The sequence below is a fragment of the Streptomyces sp. NPDC031225 genome, assembly GCF_055570355.1.
In genome coordinates this window covers 1-14979 of the sequence record NZ_JBVIHJ010000024.1, presented here as the reverse complement: position 1 = coordinate 14979, position 14979 = coordinate 1, and the positions used below count along the sequence as shown (strand labels likewise).

Genomic DNA, 14979 nt, shown 5'->3' with positions numbered 1-14979 from the left:
GTGCCCCCGAGCCGTGTGACTCGGGGGCACCGCCTTGTGTGCAGCGGGGTCAGCCGGTGTTGCGCAGGCCCGCGGCCACGCCGTTGACGGTCAGGAGCAGGGCGCGGGAGAGCAGCGGGTCGGGCTGTTCACCGGCGGCTGCCGCGTCGCGCTGGCGCTTGAGCAGGGTCACCTGGAGGTAGGAGATGGGGTCCAGGTAGGCGTCGCGGATGGAGAAGGTCTGCTTCAGCACCGGGGTGGCGTCGAGGAGTTCCTGTTCGCCGGTGATCTTCAGGACCTCGCGGACGGTGAGCTCGTGCTCGGCCTTGATGGTGTCGAAGACGTGCTTGAGCTCGTCGGGGACGAGGGTGTCGACGTAGTGGCCGGCGATCCGCAGGTCCGTCTTGGCGAGGGTCATCTCCACGTTGGAGACGAAGTTGCGGAAGAAGTGCCACTGTTCGTGCATCTCGTCCAGGACCGTGTCGAGACCCGACTCGCGCAGGGCCTTGAGGCCGGAGCCGACGCCGAACCAGCCGGGCACGATCTGCCGGGACTGGGTCCAGCCGAACACCCACGGGATGGCGCGCAGGCCGTCGAGGGAGACGCCCGAGCCGGGGCGTCGGGAGGGCCGTGAGCCGAGGTGCAGGTCGGCGAGCTGGTCCACCGGCGTCGAGGCGAGGAAGTACGTCGGCAGGTCCGGGTCCTCGACGAGCCTGCGGTACGCGGCGTGCGCGGCGTCGGAGACGACGTCCATCGCGGCGTCCCAGCGGGCCAGGGCCTCGTCGGACTGGCGGGGGGAGGTGTGCAGGGCGGACGCCTGGAGGGTGGCGGCGACCGTGAGCTCCAGGTTCTCCCTGGCCAGCGACGGCACGAGGTACTTGTCGGAGATGACCTCGCCCTGTTCGGTGACCTTGATCTCGCCTTCGAGGGTGCCCCAGGGCTGGGCGAGGATCGCGTCGTGGGAGGGGCCGCCGCCGCGGCCGACGGTGCCGCCGCGGCCGTGGAAGAGGCGCAGGCGTACGCCGTAGCGGTGGGCGACGTCGCGCAGTCGGCGCTGGGCGCGGTGGATCTCCCACTGGCTGGTGGTGATGCCGCCGAACTTGGAGGAGTCGGAGTAGCCGAGCATGACCTCCTGGACGTCGCCCCGGAGCGCGACCAGGCGCCGGTAGGACGGGTCGGAGAGCATGTCCTCCAGGATGGTGTCGGCGGCCTTGAGCTCGTCGGTGGTCTCCAGGAGCGGCACGATGCCGATCTTCGCCCAGCCGGCGTGCAGGTCCAGGAGTCCGGCCTCGCGGGCCAGCACCGCCGCCGCGAAGACGTCGTCGGCGCCCTGGCACATCGAGATGATGTACGACTCGACGACCTCGGGTCCGAAGACCTCCAGGGCCCGCTTCACGGTCTGGAAGACGCCGAGGGTCTTCTCGCCGGCCGCGTCGACGGGCGCCGGGGTCGGGCCGAGGGGGCGGCGGGAGCGCAGTTCCTTGGCGAGCAGCTTGCCGCGGTACTCGCGGGGCATGTCCGCGTACCGCCAGGACTCCTCGCCGAGGCGGTCGAAGAGCTGGCCGAGGGCGTGGTGGTGGGCGTCGGCGTGCTCGCGGACGTCCATGGTGGCGAGCTGGAGGCCGAAGGCGGCCAGGGTGCGGATGGTGCGGTTCATCCGGCCGTCGGCGAACAGGCCGCCCCGGTGCTCGCGCAGCGAGGTCTGGATGAGGGTGAGGTCCTGCAGGAGTTCGCCGGTGCCGAGGTAGTCGCGGCCGTCCTCGTGCGGGGTGCCCTTGGCCAGGCGCTGCTTGGTGTTCTCCAGCTTCTGCCGGATGCAGGTGGCCTTGAGGCGGTACGGTTCCTCGGCGTTCAGGCGCTTGTAGCGGGGGCTGATCTCGGGCAGCCGTTCCAGGTCGGTGTCGAGGGACTGGAGGAGTTCCTCGGTGGCGCCGGTGTAGCGGATGGAGTTCGACAGGAAGCCGCGCAGCTCGTCGATGAGTTCGAGGGCGTCGTTGATGCCGTGTTCGTGCTGGAGGATCAGGACGTCCCAGGTGACCTGCGGGGTGACATTGGGGTTGCCGTCGCGGTCGCCGCCGATCCAGGTGCCGAAGGTGAGGGGGCGGGTGGCGTCGGGGAGCTGGACTCCGACGCGCTCCAGCTCGGCCGTCAGGTCCTCTAGTACGTCACCCACGGCACCGGCGTGCAGTTCGTCGAGGTAGTAGATGGCGTTGCGGGCCTCGTCGGCGGGCTCGGGGCGTACGACACGCAGCTCGTCGGTCTGCCAGACCAGGTCGATGTTCTCGGCCAGACGGGTGTCGTAGCGGCGGCGGTCCGCTTCGATGACCGGCGTCTCCAGGAGGGCGGCGATGCGGCGGAGCTTGTTCAGGACCGAGCGGCGGGCGGCCTCCGTCGGGTGGGCGGTGAAGACCGGGCGGACGTTGAGGTTGGCGACGGTCTGGCGCAGGTGCTCGGGGTCGGCGTCCTTGAGGCGGTCGGCCGTCCGGGCGAGGAGGCCGCCCTCGGCGGCGCGCTTGGCCCGCAGCTCGCGGCCGCGGTGGACCTGCTCGGTGACGTTGGCCAGGTGGAAGTAGGTGGAGAAGGCGCGGACCAGCTTGGCTGCGGTCTCCAGTTCGATGCCGCGCAGCAGCTCGGCGGCGGCCTCGCCGTCCTCGCGGGTGAGGCGGCGCACCTTCTCGACGAGTTCCAGCAGCTCGGGGCCCTCCTGGCGGACGAGGGTCTCGCCCAGGAGGTCACCCAGCCGGCGGATGTCGGCGCGCAGCTCACTACTGGTCGACGTGGCGCTCGTGGTCAGGTCGTCGGCACTGCTCACAGGTGCGGCTCCTTGCAGTGTTGAAGCTCGTCCGGGAGGGAACCCGGTGTGCGGTCGTGCGGCAAGCCGCCGCATACGGGCCGGACATCCGGGAAGTAACAGAACGGACCGCGCTGTCCGACCGACTCCAAGGATAGGTGTCGATGCGGACGCGCAGAATTTCGGGCTCTTGCGGCCGGGCGGCTACCCACTGCCATACTTACGACGCCGTAGGTTACGGAACCGTAGGCTCCGCTGTAACGGACCCCGGGAAGGATTCCCGCTGCCCGGCACCTGTTCTCAACCCTCGAAACCCCACAGGGGACGCCCATGACCACGAGCCCCGATGTGATCGAAGACGCCCCGGAGGCGAACGACGGCTCGCCACCTCCCTCCGCGACGCTGGGCGGTGAGCAGAAACGCTCGCTCGAACAGATCACGCTGCTCCTCTTCATCATCGTTCCGTTCCTGGCTCTGCTCGCGGCGGTGCCGCTGGCGTGGGGCTGGGGAGTGAGCTGGCTGGATCTCGGCCTTCTGGTCTTCTTCTACTACCTCGGCTGCCACGGCATCACGATCGGTTTCCACCGCTACTTCACGCACGGCTCCTTCAAGGCCAAGCGGCCCCTGCGGATCGCGCTGGCGGTCATGGGGTCGATGGCGGTCGAGGGGCCGCTGGTGCGCTGGGTGGCCGACCACCGAAGGCATCACAAGTTCTCCGACGCCGAGGGCGACCCCCACTCGCCGTGGCGGTTCGGGGAGACGCTGCCGGCGCTGATGAAGGGCCTGTGGTGGGCTCACATCGCCTGGATGTTCGACGAGGAGCAGACCTCGCAGGAGAAGTACGCGCCGGACCTGGTGAAGGACCCGGTGCTGCGGGCGATCTCGCGCCAGTTCATCTTCTGGGCCATGCTCTCCCTGGCTCTGCCGGCCGTGATCGGCGGTCTGGTGACGATGTCCTGGTGGGGCGCGTTCACGGGCTTCTTCTGGGGCTCGCTGGTCCGCGTCTGCCTGCTGCACCACGTGACGTGGTCGATCAACTCGATCTGCCACGCGGTCGGCAAGCGGCCCTTCAAGTCGCGGGACCGTTCGGGCAACGTGTGGTGGCTGGCTGTGCTGTCCTGCGGTGAGTCCTGGCACAACCTGCACCACGCCGACCAGACGTCGGCGCGGCACGGGGTGATGCGGGGGCAGCTGGACTCCTCGGCACGGTTCATCCGCTGGTTCGAGATGCTGGGGTGGGCCTACGACGTGCGCTGGCCGTCACGCTCGCGTATCGATTCCCGCCGGAACACGGACGTGGACGGCTCCGGGCGCGAGAAGGAGGCCGCCGAGGCGGCATGATGGACGCCGTGGCGACCGACTCCAGCAGCACCTCGAGCGACGAAGCGAAACCGCGGCGCGTGCGGCGTACCCGGATGACGGGGGCCGAGCGCCGCGCCCAGCTTCTGGAGATCGGTCGTACGCTCTTCGCCACGAAGGGCTTCGAGGCCACGTCGGTGGAGGAGATCGCGGCGAAGGCGGGCGTCTCGAAGCCGGTGGTGTACGAGCACTTCGGCGGCAAAGAGGGCCTGTACGCGGTGGTGGTGGACCGTGAGATGCGGCGCCTGCTGGACATGGTGACGAGTTCCCTGACCGCAGGTCACCCCCGTGAGCTGTGCGAGCAGGCGACCTTCGCGCTCCTGGACTACATCGAGGAGTACTCGGACGGGTTCCGCATCCTGGTCCGCGACTCCCCGATCCCGCAGTCCACGGGGTCCTTCGCGTCGCTCATCTCGGACATCGCGACCCAGGTCGAGGACATTCTGGGCCGCGAGTTCAAGAGGCGCGGTTTCGATCCCAAGCTGGCCCCCCTGTACGCCCAGGCCCTGGTCGGCATGGTCGCGCTGACCGGGCAGTGGTGGCTGGACGTCCGCCGCCCGAAGAAGGCGGAGGTGGCGGCGCATCTGGTGAACCTGGCGTGGCACGGCCTGGACGGACTGGAGGCCAAGCCACGCCTGATAGGGCGCCGCAAGAGCTGATGCTCGCGGCGCCCTGTCGGCGTGTGCCGGGTTTCCGGTTCTGCGGTGCCGTCAGTGCTTGAAGACGTCCTTCGTCTTCTCCTTGGCCTGGCGGGCGTCGCCCTTGGCCTGCTCGGCGCGGCCCTCGGCCTCCAGGCTCTCGTTGCCGACTGCGCGGCCCACGGTTTCCTTGACCTTGCCCTTGGCCTGTTCCGTCTTGCCCTTGGCCTTCTGGTCTCCAGCCACTGTTCTCACTCCCAGGTGATAGCGACTCCGCTGTCCTCACTGCGGGTGACCCCGACGGGCTCGGTCAAACAAGGAATTCCAGCCGGTTGCCCACGGGGTCGCAGGAGTGGAACCGCGGGCGCCCCGGCAGAGCCGCGTCCCACACGACCGTCGCCCCGGCCGCCTCCAGCCGGGCGGCGCACGCCGCGATGTCCGTGACCCTGAGCCCTGGATGGGCCTTGGCCGACGGCCGGAAACCCTCCTCGATTCCCAGGTGCAGCTCGACGGCTCCGGCCCGGAACCAGCACCCGCCGCGGGCCGCGAGCACCGGCGGCTTGGGGATCTCGGTCATGCCGAGCACGTCGGCGTAGTAGGCGCGCAGCAGGTCCTCGGAGCCGGGTGGGGCGGCGAGCTGCACATGGTCGAGGGCGACGAGCATCAGCTCTCCTTCCGCGCCACCGCGAAGATCCGGCGGAACGGGAACGCCGTGCCGTGCGGGCCGGCCGGATACGCCTCGCGCAGGGCCTCCCGGTACTCGGTGAGGAAGGCGTCCCGGGCCTTCGGGTCGTCGGCGAGCGCGGTCAGGACGGGCCGCAGGCCGGTCCCCTTCACCCAGTCCAGGACCGGGTCCTGCCCCTGCAGCAGATGGATGTACGTCGTCTCCCACACGTCCGCCGCGCAGCCCAGGTCGGCCAGAGCCGCCAGATAGGCCTGGGGCGGGAGGACGGCGTCGTCGTGGCGCAACGTGTCCGAGAGCCCCGCCGGTTCTGCGAGTTCACGCATCAGCCGGTGGCTCGGGGAGTCGAAGTTGCCGGGGACCTGGAAGGCGAAGGTGCCGCCCGGGGCGAGTCCGCCGACCCACTCCCCGAACCGCTCCACGTGCCCCGGCACCCACTGCAGGGTGGCGTTGCTGACGATGAGGTCGTACGGCTGTCCGGGCGTCCAGGTGCGGACGTCCGCGTGGGCGAAGTCGAGGTGTCCGCCGCCGGGTGTGGGGCCCGCGTGCTCGGCCCGCGCCTTGTCGAGCATGTCGGCCGAGGTGTCGTAGCCGGTGATGTGGGCCGTGGGCCAGCGGGCGGCGAGCAGCGCGGTCACGTTGCCGGGGCCGCAGCCCAGGTCGGCGATGACGGGCCGGTCGGCCGGCAGGTCCGGGACGCGGGCGAGGAGATCGGTGAAGGGGCGGGCGCGGTGGTCCGCGTGGCGGAGGTACTGGGCGGGGTCCCAGGCAGGAGTGGTCATGACTGTCACCTTCCCGCACCATTTATCTCGACGTCAAGAGACTCGACATCAAGAGACTCCACTTCAAGAGACTTCACGTCGACACAACCACTACACTGATCGTCATGGAGGACGAGGTCGATCGGCTGGTCGCTGCGTGGCGCCGGGAGCGCCCTGACCTCGACGTGGAACCGCTCGAGGTCCTCAGCCGGGTGAGCAGACTGGCCAGGCACCTGGACCGGGCACGCCGACTGGCCTTCGCCGAGCACAGCCTGGAGCCCTGGGAGTTCGACGTGCTGACCGCGCTCAGGCGTGCGGGGACGCCGTATCAGCTCTCCCCGGGACAGCTTCTGACGCAGACTCTGGTCACCTCGGGCACCATGACCAACCGCATCGACCGCCTGGCCAAGAAGGACCTGGTGGAGCGGCTGCCCGATCCGAGCGACCGGCGCGGGGTGCTGGTCAGGCTCACCGAGGACGGCAAGGACCGCGCGGACCAGGCCCTCGCCGGTCTGCTGGAACAGGAACGCGCGATCCTCGCCGAGCTCTCCCGCGCCCAGCGCGGGGAACTGGCCGGGCTGCTACGGCAGTTGACCGCCCCGTTCGACAACATCCCCGGCTAGGCGCTCCGCCGGGAGAGCCGTTCGGGTAGTGCCACGCCAGGTCGTCGTCGACTGCGGCGGCGTTGTGGCTCGTCGCGCCCACGCGGCGGAGCCGCATGTCGATACAGCCCCGCGCCCCTTCGGCGTTGCTGCCCACGGGCGTTGATCAGGCGTTGCTCCCCTACGCCAGTTGACCGCCCCGTTCGACGACATCCCCGGCCAGGTCGACCGGCCCCACACCCGCGCGCCGCGCCAGTGCGACGGCGGCCAGGGTGGAGTGGACGCCCAGTTTGCCGAGGACGTTCTGCATATGGGTGCGGACGGTGTGCGGTGACAGGAACAGCCGTTCGGCGACCGCCTTGCGGCCCAGGCCCGCCACCATGCAGCGCAGCACCTCCCGCTCGCGCGGGGTGAGGGACTCCACGAGCTGCTCGCTCTCGGTGCGGTGCTTGCGGGCAGCGGTGAGCTCCCTGAGCACGCCGGTGAGCAGGGCTGGCGGCAGATGGGTCTCGTCGCGCAGCACCCCCCGGATGACGGTGAGCAGCCGGGACAGCGAGCAGTCCTTGGCGACCCAGCCCGAGGCGCCGGCCTGCAGGGCGAGCGCGGCTCGCCGCGGATCGTCCTTCTCGGCGAGCACGACGATCCGTACGGCCGGCTGTCCCGCACGGACCCCGACGACCAGCGAGATGCCGTCGACCAGCCCGTCCTCGTTGCCGTCCTGCACGGACACGGCGGACCTGATGCCCTGGACGTTGCCGCCCAGATCCGCGTCGACGAGCAGCACGTCGAAACGGCGGCCCTCCGCGGCCGCGCGCTCCAGACTGCGCAGCGCCGCGGGACCGCTGCCGGCCGCGGAGACCTCCACGTCGGGCTCGGCCGCCAGCGCGGCGGCGAGCGACTCGGCGAAGATGCGATGGTCGTCGACGACCAGGACTCGGATGCGAACCACGAAACCCCCTTCCCCAAGCTCTCGAAGAGCAGGGGATACCCCATCGTCTTCGTCTGAGGACGACTCGGGAGACGACATCGCCGCGGGTACGACTCCCGAAGCACGATGGCCGCACGGCCGCCGCCGTGCAGGAACTGCTACCCCCACTTCGGGTGCCGTACCCGGCTGTCTCGCCCCCTGATCAGCACCGGCCCCCACCGGTGCTGTTCATCAGGGTACGGCCGGGGGGCAGGAGCGGAAGGTTATTTGCAGAACTGGCTGTCCGGTGCGTTTATGGTGAGCCGCATGTTTCGTCTGGAGACAGAAGTCGACAAAGCCCGGCAAGATCTGCTCCGTACACGCCTGCTGGCCACCAACACGGCGGCCTCCCCCGTCCTGCGCGCGCTGCGCGGAACCCCTGGTGAACGGGAACGTCCGCTCCACGTCTGGGCGTTGGACGACTCCGGCGCCCTGGTGGGCGGACTGGTCGGCCACACGTGGACGAGCTGGCTGCACGTGGCCCACCTGTGGGTCGACGGGCGGCACCGCGGCGTGGGCCTGGGTTCGCAGTTGCTCTCGCGGGCGGAGCGCCTGGCCCGGCGCGGCCGGGGCTGCACCGCCGTACGCCTGGAGACGTGGGACTTCCAGGCGCCGGAGTTCTACCGGAAGCAGGGGTACGAGGTGGTGTGCGTGATCCCGGACTATCCGCCGGGGATCACCGAGTACACGCTGACCAAGCGGCTGGAGTGAGCGGTCAGTCCCGGAAGCGCCAGGAGCCCGGGTCGTCGGCCGGCTCCAGGCCCAGCTCCCCGGCGATGCCGGCCGCGCGGCGGTGCGAGACGTCGGGGTAGTGCTCGGGGTGCACCTCGACGAAGCCGTTGACATCGGCCAGGGCGGTGCGCAGGGCCTCGCGGAGCGTGTGTTCCTGTTCCTCCAGCCTGGCCCGCTCCGCACGCCGCCGTGCGACGGTCGCGCCCCGGCGGGCTGTGGCCGCGACGATGCCGAGTGCGACCAGCGCGAACGCGCCCACGCCCAGGACTGTGCCGGTGGCGTCCGCGTCGCCCGGGGCCCGGGGCCGCAGGACGCCCTCGGGGTCGGCGAGCACGGTGAGGGACTGGCCGACGGCGTAGCGTCCCGGCCCGGCCTGGAGGGCGGGGCCCGGGAGCCTGGTGCCGTCGCGGCGGGCGAGGGCGTAGTCGTAGGTGTCCGTCTGCCGCCCCCGCTCCGGGTCGGGCCACTCGCGTAGGACGGTGGCGGTGGTCCGCTCGCCCCGCCGCTCCAGGGTCAGGTCGTCGCGGGCCAGGTCGGCGAAGTACACCGCCGCGAGTGAGGCGCCGACGACGAACAGGGCGAGGGGTGCGCCCGTCTCGTCGGCGCACAGCTTGGTCAGCAGCACGGCGAGCAGCACGCCGTGCGCGATCCACAGGGGCACCAGCAGGCCGGTGCCGTGGTCGTCCGCCAGCAGGAACAGACCGGCGATCGCGGCCAGCACGTAGCAGCCGATGCCGATCGCCGACAGGATGCGATGGTGCCCTCGACTCACGCTCCGACGCTACTGGGGCGTATGTCAGGGAGAGGCCCGGCTTTCCCCAAGTTCGGATCAAGCCGGGCAAAACCGTGGCCGCCCGAACCTCAGCCGACGCGTCGCGCGCCCGCCGAGGGCACTGCCTCGAAGACCCGCGGAGCGGTGAACTCCGCTGCGGCGAACGCCTCTTCGACCGCCTTGGTGATGGTCTGCACGTCGGCCGCCTCCGCCAGCACGATCGCCGAGCCGCCGAAGCCGCCGCCGGTCATCCGCGCGCCCAGGGCGCCCGCGGCGAGGGCGGTGTCGACGACCAGGTCCAGCTCCGGGCAGGAGATGCGGAAGTCGTCCCGCAGCGAGGCGTGCCCCTCGACGAGCACCGGGCCGATCGCACGGGTGTCACCGCCCGACTCCAGCAGGGCGACGACCTTCTCGACCCGCTCGTCCTCGGTGACGACGTGCCGGACCAGGCGTACGACCTCCTCCTCGTCGCCCAGCCGGGCCAGCGCCGCGTCGAGCTCGCCGTAGGGGATGTCCCGCAGGGCGTCGACGCCGAGCAGCGCGGCGCCCTTCTCGCAGCCCTCGCGGCGCTTGCCGTACTCGCCCTCGCTGTGGGAGTGCTTGACGCGGGTGTCGACGACGAGCAGGACCATGCCCTCGGCGGCGAGGTCGAAGGGGATCTGCTTCTGGGCGAGGTCCCGGGTGTCGAGGAACAGGGCGTGGCCGCTCTCGCAGCAGGCGGACGCGGTCTGGTCCATGATCCCGGTGGGGGCGCCGACGTAGACGTTCTCGGCGCGCTGGCACAGGCGGGCCAACTGCCAGCGCTGGAGGCCGAGTTCGTACAGGTCGTTGAGCGCGAGGGCGACCACGACCTCCAGGGCCGCCGACGAGGACAGGCCCGCGCCGGAGGGGACCGTGGAGGCGAGGTGGATGTCCGCGCCGGTGACGGCGTGGCCCGCCTCGCGCAGCGCCCAGACGACACCGGCCGGGTAGGCGGTCCAGTTCCGGTCGCTCTCGGGGGCGAGCTCGTCCAGGCGCAGTTCGGCGACGCCGCCCTCGACGTCCGCCGAGTGCAGGCGCAGGACGCCGTCCTCGCGCCGGGAGACGGCCGCGACCGCGGTGTGCGGCAGCGCGAAGGGCATCACGAAGCCGTCGTTGTAGTCGGTGTGCTCACCGATGAGGTTGACGCGGCCCGGCGCCGACCAGACACCCTCGGGCTCGGTTCCGTAGAGCTCGGTGAAACCGTCCCGGACCTGCTGTGCCGACACTTACTGCTCCCTTGCTGCGCTGATGGTCTGAGCGAACTCCCACGCGTCCGCGACGATCCCCGCGAGGTCCGCGCGGGACGGGTTCCAGCCCAGCTTCTCGCGGGCGGTGGCGGCGGAGGCGACCAGGGTGGCCGGGTCGCCGCCCCGGCGCGGGGCCACGACCTCGGGGATCGGGTGACCGGTGACCTTGCGAACGGTCTCGATGACCTGGCGGACCGAGAAGCCCTCGCCGTTGCCGAGGTTGCAGATGAGGTGCTCGCCCGGCTGGGCGGCCTTCAGCGCCAGCAGGTGCGCGTCGGCCAGGTCGGCGACGTGGATGTAGTCGCGGACGCAGGTGCCGTCCGGCGTGGGGTAGTCCTCGCCGAAGACGGAGATCGCCTCCCGCCTGCCCTGCGCGACCTGGAGGATCAGCGGGATGAGGTGCGACTCGGGGTCGTGCCGCTCGCCCTGCTTGCCGTAGGCGCCGGCGACGTTGAAGTAGCGCAGGGAGACGGCGGCCAGCCCGTGTGCGTGCGCCTCACTGGTGATCATGAAGTCGACGGAGAGCTTGGAGGCGCCGTAGGGGTTGGTCGGCCTGGTCGGTGCCGACTCGACGATCGGCACCTCCTCGGGCTCCCCGTACGTGGCGGCCGTGGAGGAGAAGACGAGTCGGCGCACGCCGGCCTCGCGCATGGCACCGAGCAGGGCCATGCTGCCGCCGACGTTGTTGTCCCAGTACTTCTCGGGCTTCACGACCGACTCGCCGACCTGCGAGGAGGCGGCGAAGTGCAGCACGCCGTCGAAGGAGGAGTCGAGCCACTTGGCGGCGTCACGGATGTCGCCCTCGATGAAGGCGGCCCCGGCCGGGACTCCCTCGCGGAAGCCGGTGGAGAGGTTGTCGAGGACGACGACCTCGTGGCCGGCCTCCAGCAGATGCTGGGCGACGACACTGCCGACGTACCCCGCGCCACCCGTGACCAGGTACTTCCCGCTGCTCATGAACTCGCTACCTCTCGCAGTCGCTGTGCCGCGGCCTCCGGGCTGATGTCGTTGATGAAGACGTTCATGCCGGACTCGGAACCCGCGAGGAACTTCAGCTTGCCGGACGTACGGCGGATGGTGAAAAGCTCCAGGTGGAGCGCGAAGTCGTCGCGGTTGACGCCCTCGAAGTCCTCCAGCGCGCCGAACGGCGCCTGATGCCAGGCGGCGATGTACGGCGTGGGAGTCTCGCCTTCCCCGAAGATCCGGTCGAAGCGCCTCAAGAGTTCCAGATACACCTTGGGGAACTCTGTGCGCGCCTCCTCGTCGAGGGCGAGCAGATCCGGCACCCGGCGCTTCGGGTAGAGGTGCACCTCGTACGGCCAGTGCGCCGACCAGGGCACGAAGGCCACCCAGTGCTCGCCCTCCAGCACGACCCGCTCCTCGGCCAGCTCGCGCTCCAGGACGGCGTCGAAGAGGTTCTCCCCTCCGGTCGCCTCCTTGTGGGCGGCGAGAGAGCGCAGCATCAGCGCGGTGCGGGGGGTGGTGAACGGGTAGGCGTAGATCTGGCCGTGCGGGTGACCCAGGGTTACACCGATCTCGGCGCCGCGGTTCTCGAAACAGAAGACCTGCTCGACGGAGGGGAGATGCGACAGCTCCGAGGTCCGGTCGGTCCAGGCGTCGAGAACGAGCCGCGCCTGCTCCTCGGTCAGATCGGCGAAGGAGGAGTTGTGGTCGGAGGTGAAGCAGACGACCTCGCAGCGGCCCGAGTCACCGGCGAGCGAGGGGAAACGGTTCTCGAAGACCACGGCGTCGTACGACGAGTCCGGGATCTCGCTCAGCCGGCCGTCCCGCGAGGGGCACAGCGGGCACTCGTCCTTGGGCGGGTGGTAGATGCGCCCCTGCCGGTGCGAGGCGATGGCCACGGAGTCGCCGAGCAGCGGATCCCGACGAACCTCGGACGTGGTGACGGTCCGCTCCAGCGGACGTCGGTCCACGGCGTCGCGGACGGTGTCGTCGCGCAGGTCGTAGTAGATGAGCTCGCGACCGTCGGCCAGCCGGGTCGAGGTCTTCTTCACCGCTGGACTCCTTCACTCAAACATAACTAAACACAAGTAACCATAACCGCCCACCCAAGTCAACATCGGAATCAAACAAAGCGCACCAGTCGAGGTGTTCAATTGCTGACTATGCAATCCCCCACAAATGCCGCAAGCACCACATATATGGCAGCCGAGCTACGCCTCCCCACCAACTGGCTCGACTACATGATCCTCGGCATCTACTTCGTCGTCGTGCTCGGCATCGGCTTCGCGGCCCGCCGCTCGGTGAAGACGAGCCTGGACTTCTTCCTCTCCGGCCGCTCGCTGCCGGCCTGGATCACGGGTCTCGCCTTCATCTCCGCCAACCTGGCCGCCACCGAGATCCTGGGCATGGCCGCCAACAGCGCGCAGTACGGGGCCTATACGGTCCACTGGTACTGGATCGGCGCCATCCCGGCCATGGTCTTCCTCGGCCTGGTGATGATGCCCTTCTACTACGGCAGCAAGGTGCGCTCGGTCCCCGAGATGCTCCTCCTGCGCTTCGACAAGTGGGCGCACCTCCTCAGCTCGGCCCTGTTCGCCTTCGCCGCCATCCTGATCGCCGGCGTGAACCTCTACGCCCTGGCGATCGTGGTCGAAGCCCTCCTCGGCTGGCCGCAATGGGTGGCCATCGTGGTCGCCGGCGCCTTCGTCCTCGCCTACATCACCCTCGGCGGCCTGTCCTCCGCCATCTACAACGAGGTCCTCCAGTTCTTCGTGATCCTGGCGGCCCTCATCCCGCTGGTGGTCCTGGGCCTGAAGAAGGTGGGCGGCTGGGGCGGCCTCACGGACCGACTGACGGCGCAGCACGGAGCGAACTTCACCACGGCCTGGGGCGGCACGGGCATCGGCAGCGCGAACCCGCTGGGCGCGAACTGGCTGACGATCGTGCTCGGCCTCGGCTTCGTGCTGTCCTTCGGCTACTGGACGACGAACTTCGCGGAGGTCCAGCGCGCGCTCTCGGCGAAGAACCTGAGCGCGGCCCAGCGCACCCCGCTGATCGCGGCGTTCCCGAAGATCTTCATCGTCTTCCTGGTGATGATCCCGGGCCTGACGGCCGCGGCCCTGATCCCCGGCTTCGGCACCCCCGACTCGGGCTACCAGTACAACGACGCCATCCCGTACCTGATGGAACAGCTCCTGCCCAACGGCGTCCTCGGCATCGCCGTCACCGGCCTGCTGGCGGCCTTCATGGCGGGCATGGCGGCGAACGTCTCGTCGTTCAACACGGTGTTCACGAACGACATCTGGGGGAGGTACGTACGCCGGGGCCGCGAGGACGCCTACTACGTCCGCTTCGGCCGCCTGATCACGGTGATCGGCGTGGCGGCCTCGGTAGGGACGGCCTTCCTGGCGTCCTCCTTCTCGAACATCATGAGCTACCTCCAGACCCTGTTCTCCTTCTTCAACGTGCCGATGTTCGTCGTCTTCGTCGTCGGCATGTTCTGGAAGCGCGCGTCCGTGAAGTCGGGTTTCTGGGGCCTGCTCGCCGGCACGGTCTCGGCGATGGTGAACTACTTCTGGATCTACAAGCAGGGCATCATCGACATCCCCTCCGACCAGGGCGCCAACTTCGTCTCCGCGATCGTCGGCTTCGTGGCCGGTGCGGTCGTCATGGTCGCCGTGTCCCTCTTCACGGCCCCCAAGCCCGCCGCGGAACTCCAGGGCCTGGTCTACGGCACGACCTCACCCGGCATGACCGAGGCCCCCGCCGCCGGCGACGACGCCTGGTACCGCCGACCGGCCCTGCTGGGCTGGGGCGCGGTCGTCCTGGCCGCCGCCTGCTACATCCCGTTCTCGTTCTGATCCCGGAGGATTGAGAAACCATGTCCGATCACGACGTCCAGCGGGAAGTCACCGAACTCCAGGCCAAGTCCGCCACCGCGGCCCGCATCTTCGACCTGCGCCGCATCATCGGCGGCCTGTTCGTCCTCTACGGCGTCATCGTCACGATCGCCGGCATCAACCCGTCCGACGCCACGCTCGACAAGGCCGAAGGCGTCAACATCAACCTCTGGACCGGGCTGGGGATGCTGGCCCTCGGCATCTTCTTCCTGATCTGGCTGAAGCTGAAGCCGGTGGCGCCGGCGCCCGAGGAAACCGAACCGGAGTAGCACGCGCGTCCGGCGGCTGCGGGCCCGTCGTGGCCGGTCGCGCAGTTCCCCGCGCCCCTGGGTGGGGACGGTGGACGGACCTTTGGACGCGCACGGCCCCCGTACCCCCGGGTGGGGACGGTGGACGGACCTTTGGACGCGCACGGCCCCCGTACCCCCGGGTGGGGACGGTGGACGGACCTTTGGGCGCGTACGGCGTCCAGGGGGCGGGGTGGGGGGTGTCCGCCCGCAGCGGCCGGCGTCCGGAACCGAGCACTGCTCAAGGGGCCGAGCCGCCGGACCGAGGACGGACACCC

15 protein-coding genes are annotated in these 14979 nt (G+C 70.1%); 6 read left to right on the top strand and 9 right to left on the bottom strand.

Going from position 1 to position 14979, the window contains the following annotated elements; all coding sequences use genetic code 11:
- Nucleotides 1–49: 49 nt before the first annotated feature.
- Nucleotides 50–2791, bottom strand: coding sequence for a phosphoenolpyruvate carboxylase (gene ppc, locus ACZ48Z_RS33485; RefSeq protein ID WP_468739655.1), 2742 nt, complete (start codon nt 2789–2791; stop codon nt 50–52).
- A 309-nt stretch (nt 2792–3100) separates the two neighbouring features.
- Between ppc and ACZ48Z_RS33480 the strand changes: the two genes are divergently transcribed.
- On the top strand, nt 3101–4111 hold the full coding sequence (locus ACZ48Z_RS33480) for an acyl-CoA desaturase (protein WP_468739654.1): 1011 nt from the start codon (nt 3101–3103) through the stop codon (nt 4109–4111).
- The gene (locus tag ACZ48Z_RS33475; protein ID WP_389992794.1) at nt 4108–4788 is read left to right on the top strand and encodes a TetR family transcriptional regulator; all 681 of its coding nucleotides are present in this window, start codon (nt 4108–4110) and stop codon (nt 4786–4788) included. The genes ACZ48Z_RS33480 and ACZ48Z_RS33475 overlap by 4 nt, the downstream gene beginning before the upstream one ends.
- Before the next feature lie 51 nt (nt 4789–4839).
- Here the strand turns inward: ACZ48Z_RS33475 and ACZ48Z_RS33470 are convergent, their stop codons facing one another.
- The 3 genes from ACZ48Z_RS33470 to ACZ48Z_RS33460 form a co-directional block, all read right to left on the bottom strand.
- Nucleotides 4840–5013 (bottom strand): CsbD family protein, encoded by a 174-nt coding sequence (locus ACZ48Z_RS33470; protein WP_468739653.1) that lies wholly within the window; start codon nt 5011–5013, stop codon nt 4840–4842.
- Nucleotides 5014–5077: 64 nt separating this feature from the next.
- Nucleotides 5078–5431, bottom strand: coding sequence for a VOC family protein (locus ACZ48Z_RS33465; RefSeq protein WP_468739652.1), 354 nt, complete (start codon nt 5429–5431; stop codon nt 5078–5080).
- Nucleotides 5431–6231 (bottom strand): trans-aconitate 2-methyltransferase, encoded by an 801-nt coding sequence (locus ACZ48Z_RS33460; protein ID WP_468739651.1) that lies wholly within the window; start codon nt 6229–6231, stop codon nt 5431–5433. The genes ACZ48Z_RS33465 and ACZ48Z_RS33460 overlap by 1 nt, the downstream gene beginning before the upstream one ends.
- A gap of 104 nt (nt 6232–6335) precedes the next feature.
- Here ACZ48Z_RS33460 and ACZ48Z_RS33455 point away from each other — a divergent pair, with 104 nt between their 5' ends.
- A complete protein-coding gene (locus ACZ48Z_RS33455) occupies nt 6336–6833 on the top strand; it encodes a MarR family winged helix-turn-helix transcriptional regulator (RefSeq protein ID WP_062044135.1) in 498 nt (165 codons plus the stop codon).
- A 160-nt stretch (nt 6834–6993) separates the two neighbouring features.
- Here ACZ48Z_RS33455 and ACZ48Z_RS33450 read toward each other — a convergent pair whose 3' ends face one another.
- A complete protein-coding gene (locus tag ACZ48Z_RS33450) occupies nt 6994–7761 on the bottom strand; it encodes a LuxR C-terminal-related transcriptional regulator (protein ID WP_468739650.1) in 768 nt (255 codons plus the stop codon).
- A 273-nt stretch (nt 7762–8034) separates the two neighbouring features.
- On the opposite strand from ACZ48Z_RS33450, the gene ACZ48Z_RS33445 reads away from it, so the two are divergent.
- A complete protein-coding gene (locus tag ACZ48Z_RS33445; protein ID WP_468739649.1) occupies nt 8035–8490 on the top strand; it encodes a GNAT family N-acetyltransferase in 456 nt (151 codons plus the stop codon).
- Nucleotides 8491–8494: 4 nt separating this feature from the next.
- Here ACZ48Z_RS33445 and ACZ48Z_RS33440 read toward each other — a convergent pair whose 3' ends face one another.
- The 4 genes from ACZ48Z_RS33440 to galT form a co-directional block, all read right to left on the bottom strand.
- Entirely contained in the window at nt 8495–9283 is a 789-nt protein-coding gene (locus tag ACZ48Z_RS33440; protein ID WP_468739648.1) for a hypothetical protein, read from the bottom strand.
- Nucleotides 9284–9372: 89 nt separating this feature from the next.
- Entirely contained in the window at nt 9373–10530 is a 1158-nt protein-coding gene (gene galK, locus ACZ48Z_RS33435) for a galactokinase (RefSeq protein WP_468739647.1), read from the bottom strand.
- Nucleotides 10531–11508 (bottom strand): UDP-glucose 4-epimerase GalE, encoded by a 978-nt coding sequence (galE, locus tag ACZ48Z_RS33430; RefSeq protein WP_468739646.1) that lies wholly within the window; start codon nt 11506–11508, stop codon nt 10531–10533. It abuts the gene before it with no gap.
- Nucleotides 11505–12566 (bottom strand): galactose-1-phosphate uridylyltransferase, encoded by a 1062-nt coding sequence (gene galT, locus ACZ48Z_RS33425; RefSeq protein ID WP_468739645.1) that lies wholly within the window; start codon nt 12564–12566, stop codon nt 11505–11507. The genes galE and galT overlap by 4 nt, the downstream gene beginning before the upstream one ends.
- A 111-nt stretch (nt 12567–12677) precedes the next feature.
- Between galT and ACZ48Z_RS33420 the strand changes: the two genes are divergently transcribed.
- Nucleotides 12678–14375, top strand: coding sequence for a sodium:solute symporter family protein (locus ACZ48Z_RS33420; protein ID WP_468739775.1), 1698 nt, complete (start codon nt 12678–12680; stop codon nt 14373–14375).
- Between the two features lie 20 nt (nt 14376–14395).
- The gene (locus tag ACZ48Z_RS33415) at nt 14396–14683 is read left to right on the top strand and encodes a hypothetical protein (RefSeq protein WP_468739644.1); all 288 of its coding nucleotides are present in this window, start codon (nt 14396–14398) and stop codon (nt 14681–14683) included.
- Nucleotides 14684–14979: the final 296 nt, after the last annotated feature.

Bases quoted from the DNA above. Each gene is read 5' to 3' on its own strand.
- ACZ48Z_RS33480 (WP_468739654.1), top strand. From the start codon at position 3,101: ATGACCACGAGCCCCGATGTGATCGAAGACGCCCCGGAGGCGAACGAC.
- ACZ48Z_RS33475 (WP_389992794.1), top strand. From the start codon at position 4,108: ATGATGGACGCCGTGGCGACCGACTCCAGCAGCACCTCGAGCGACGAA.
- ACZ48Z_RS33465 (WP_468739652.1), bottom strand. From the start codon at position 5,431: ATGCTCGTCGCCCTCGACCATGTGCAGCTCGCCGCCCCACCCGGCTCC.
- ACZ48Z_RS33460 (WP_468739651.1), bottom strand. From the start codon at position 6,231: ATGACCACTCCTGCCTGGGACCCCGCCCAGTACCTCCGCCACGCGGAC.
- ACZ48Z_RS33455 (WP_062044135.1), top strand. From the start codon at position 6,336: ATGGAGGACGAGGTCGATCGGCTGGTCGCTGCGTGGCGCCGGGAGCGC.
- ACZ48Z_RS33445 (WP_468739649.1), top strand. From the start codon at position 8,035: ATGGTGAGCCGCATGTTTCGTCTGGAGACAGAAGTCGACAAAGCCCGG.
- galE (WP_468739646.1), bottom strand. From the start codon at position 11,508: ATGAGCAGCGGGAAGTACCTGGTCACGGGTGGCGCGGGGTACGTCGGC.
- ACZ48Z_RS33420 (WP_468739775.1), top strand. From the start codon at position 12,678: ATGCAATCCCCCACAAATGCCGCAAGCACCACATATATGGCAGCCGAG.
- ACZ48Z_RS33415 (WP_468739644.1), top strand. From the start codon at position 14,396: ATGTCCGATCACGACGTCCAGCGGGAAGTCACCGAACTCCAGGCCAAG.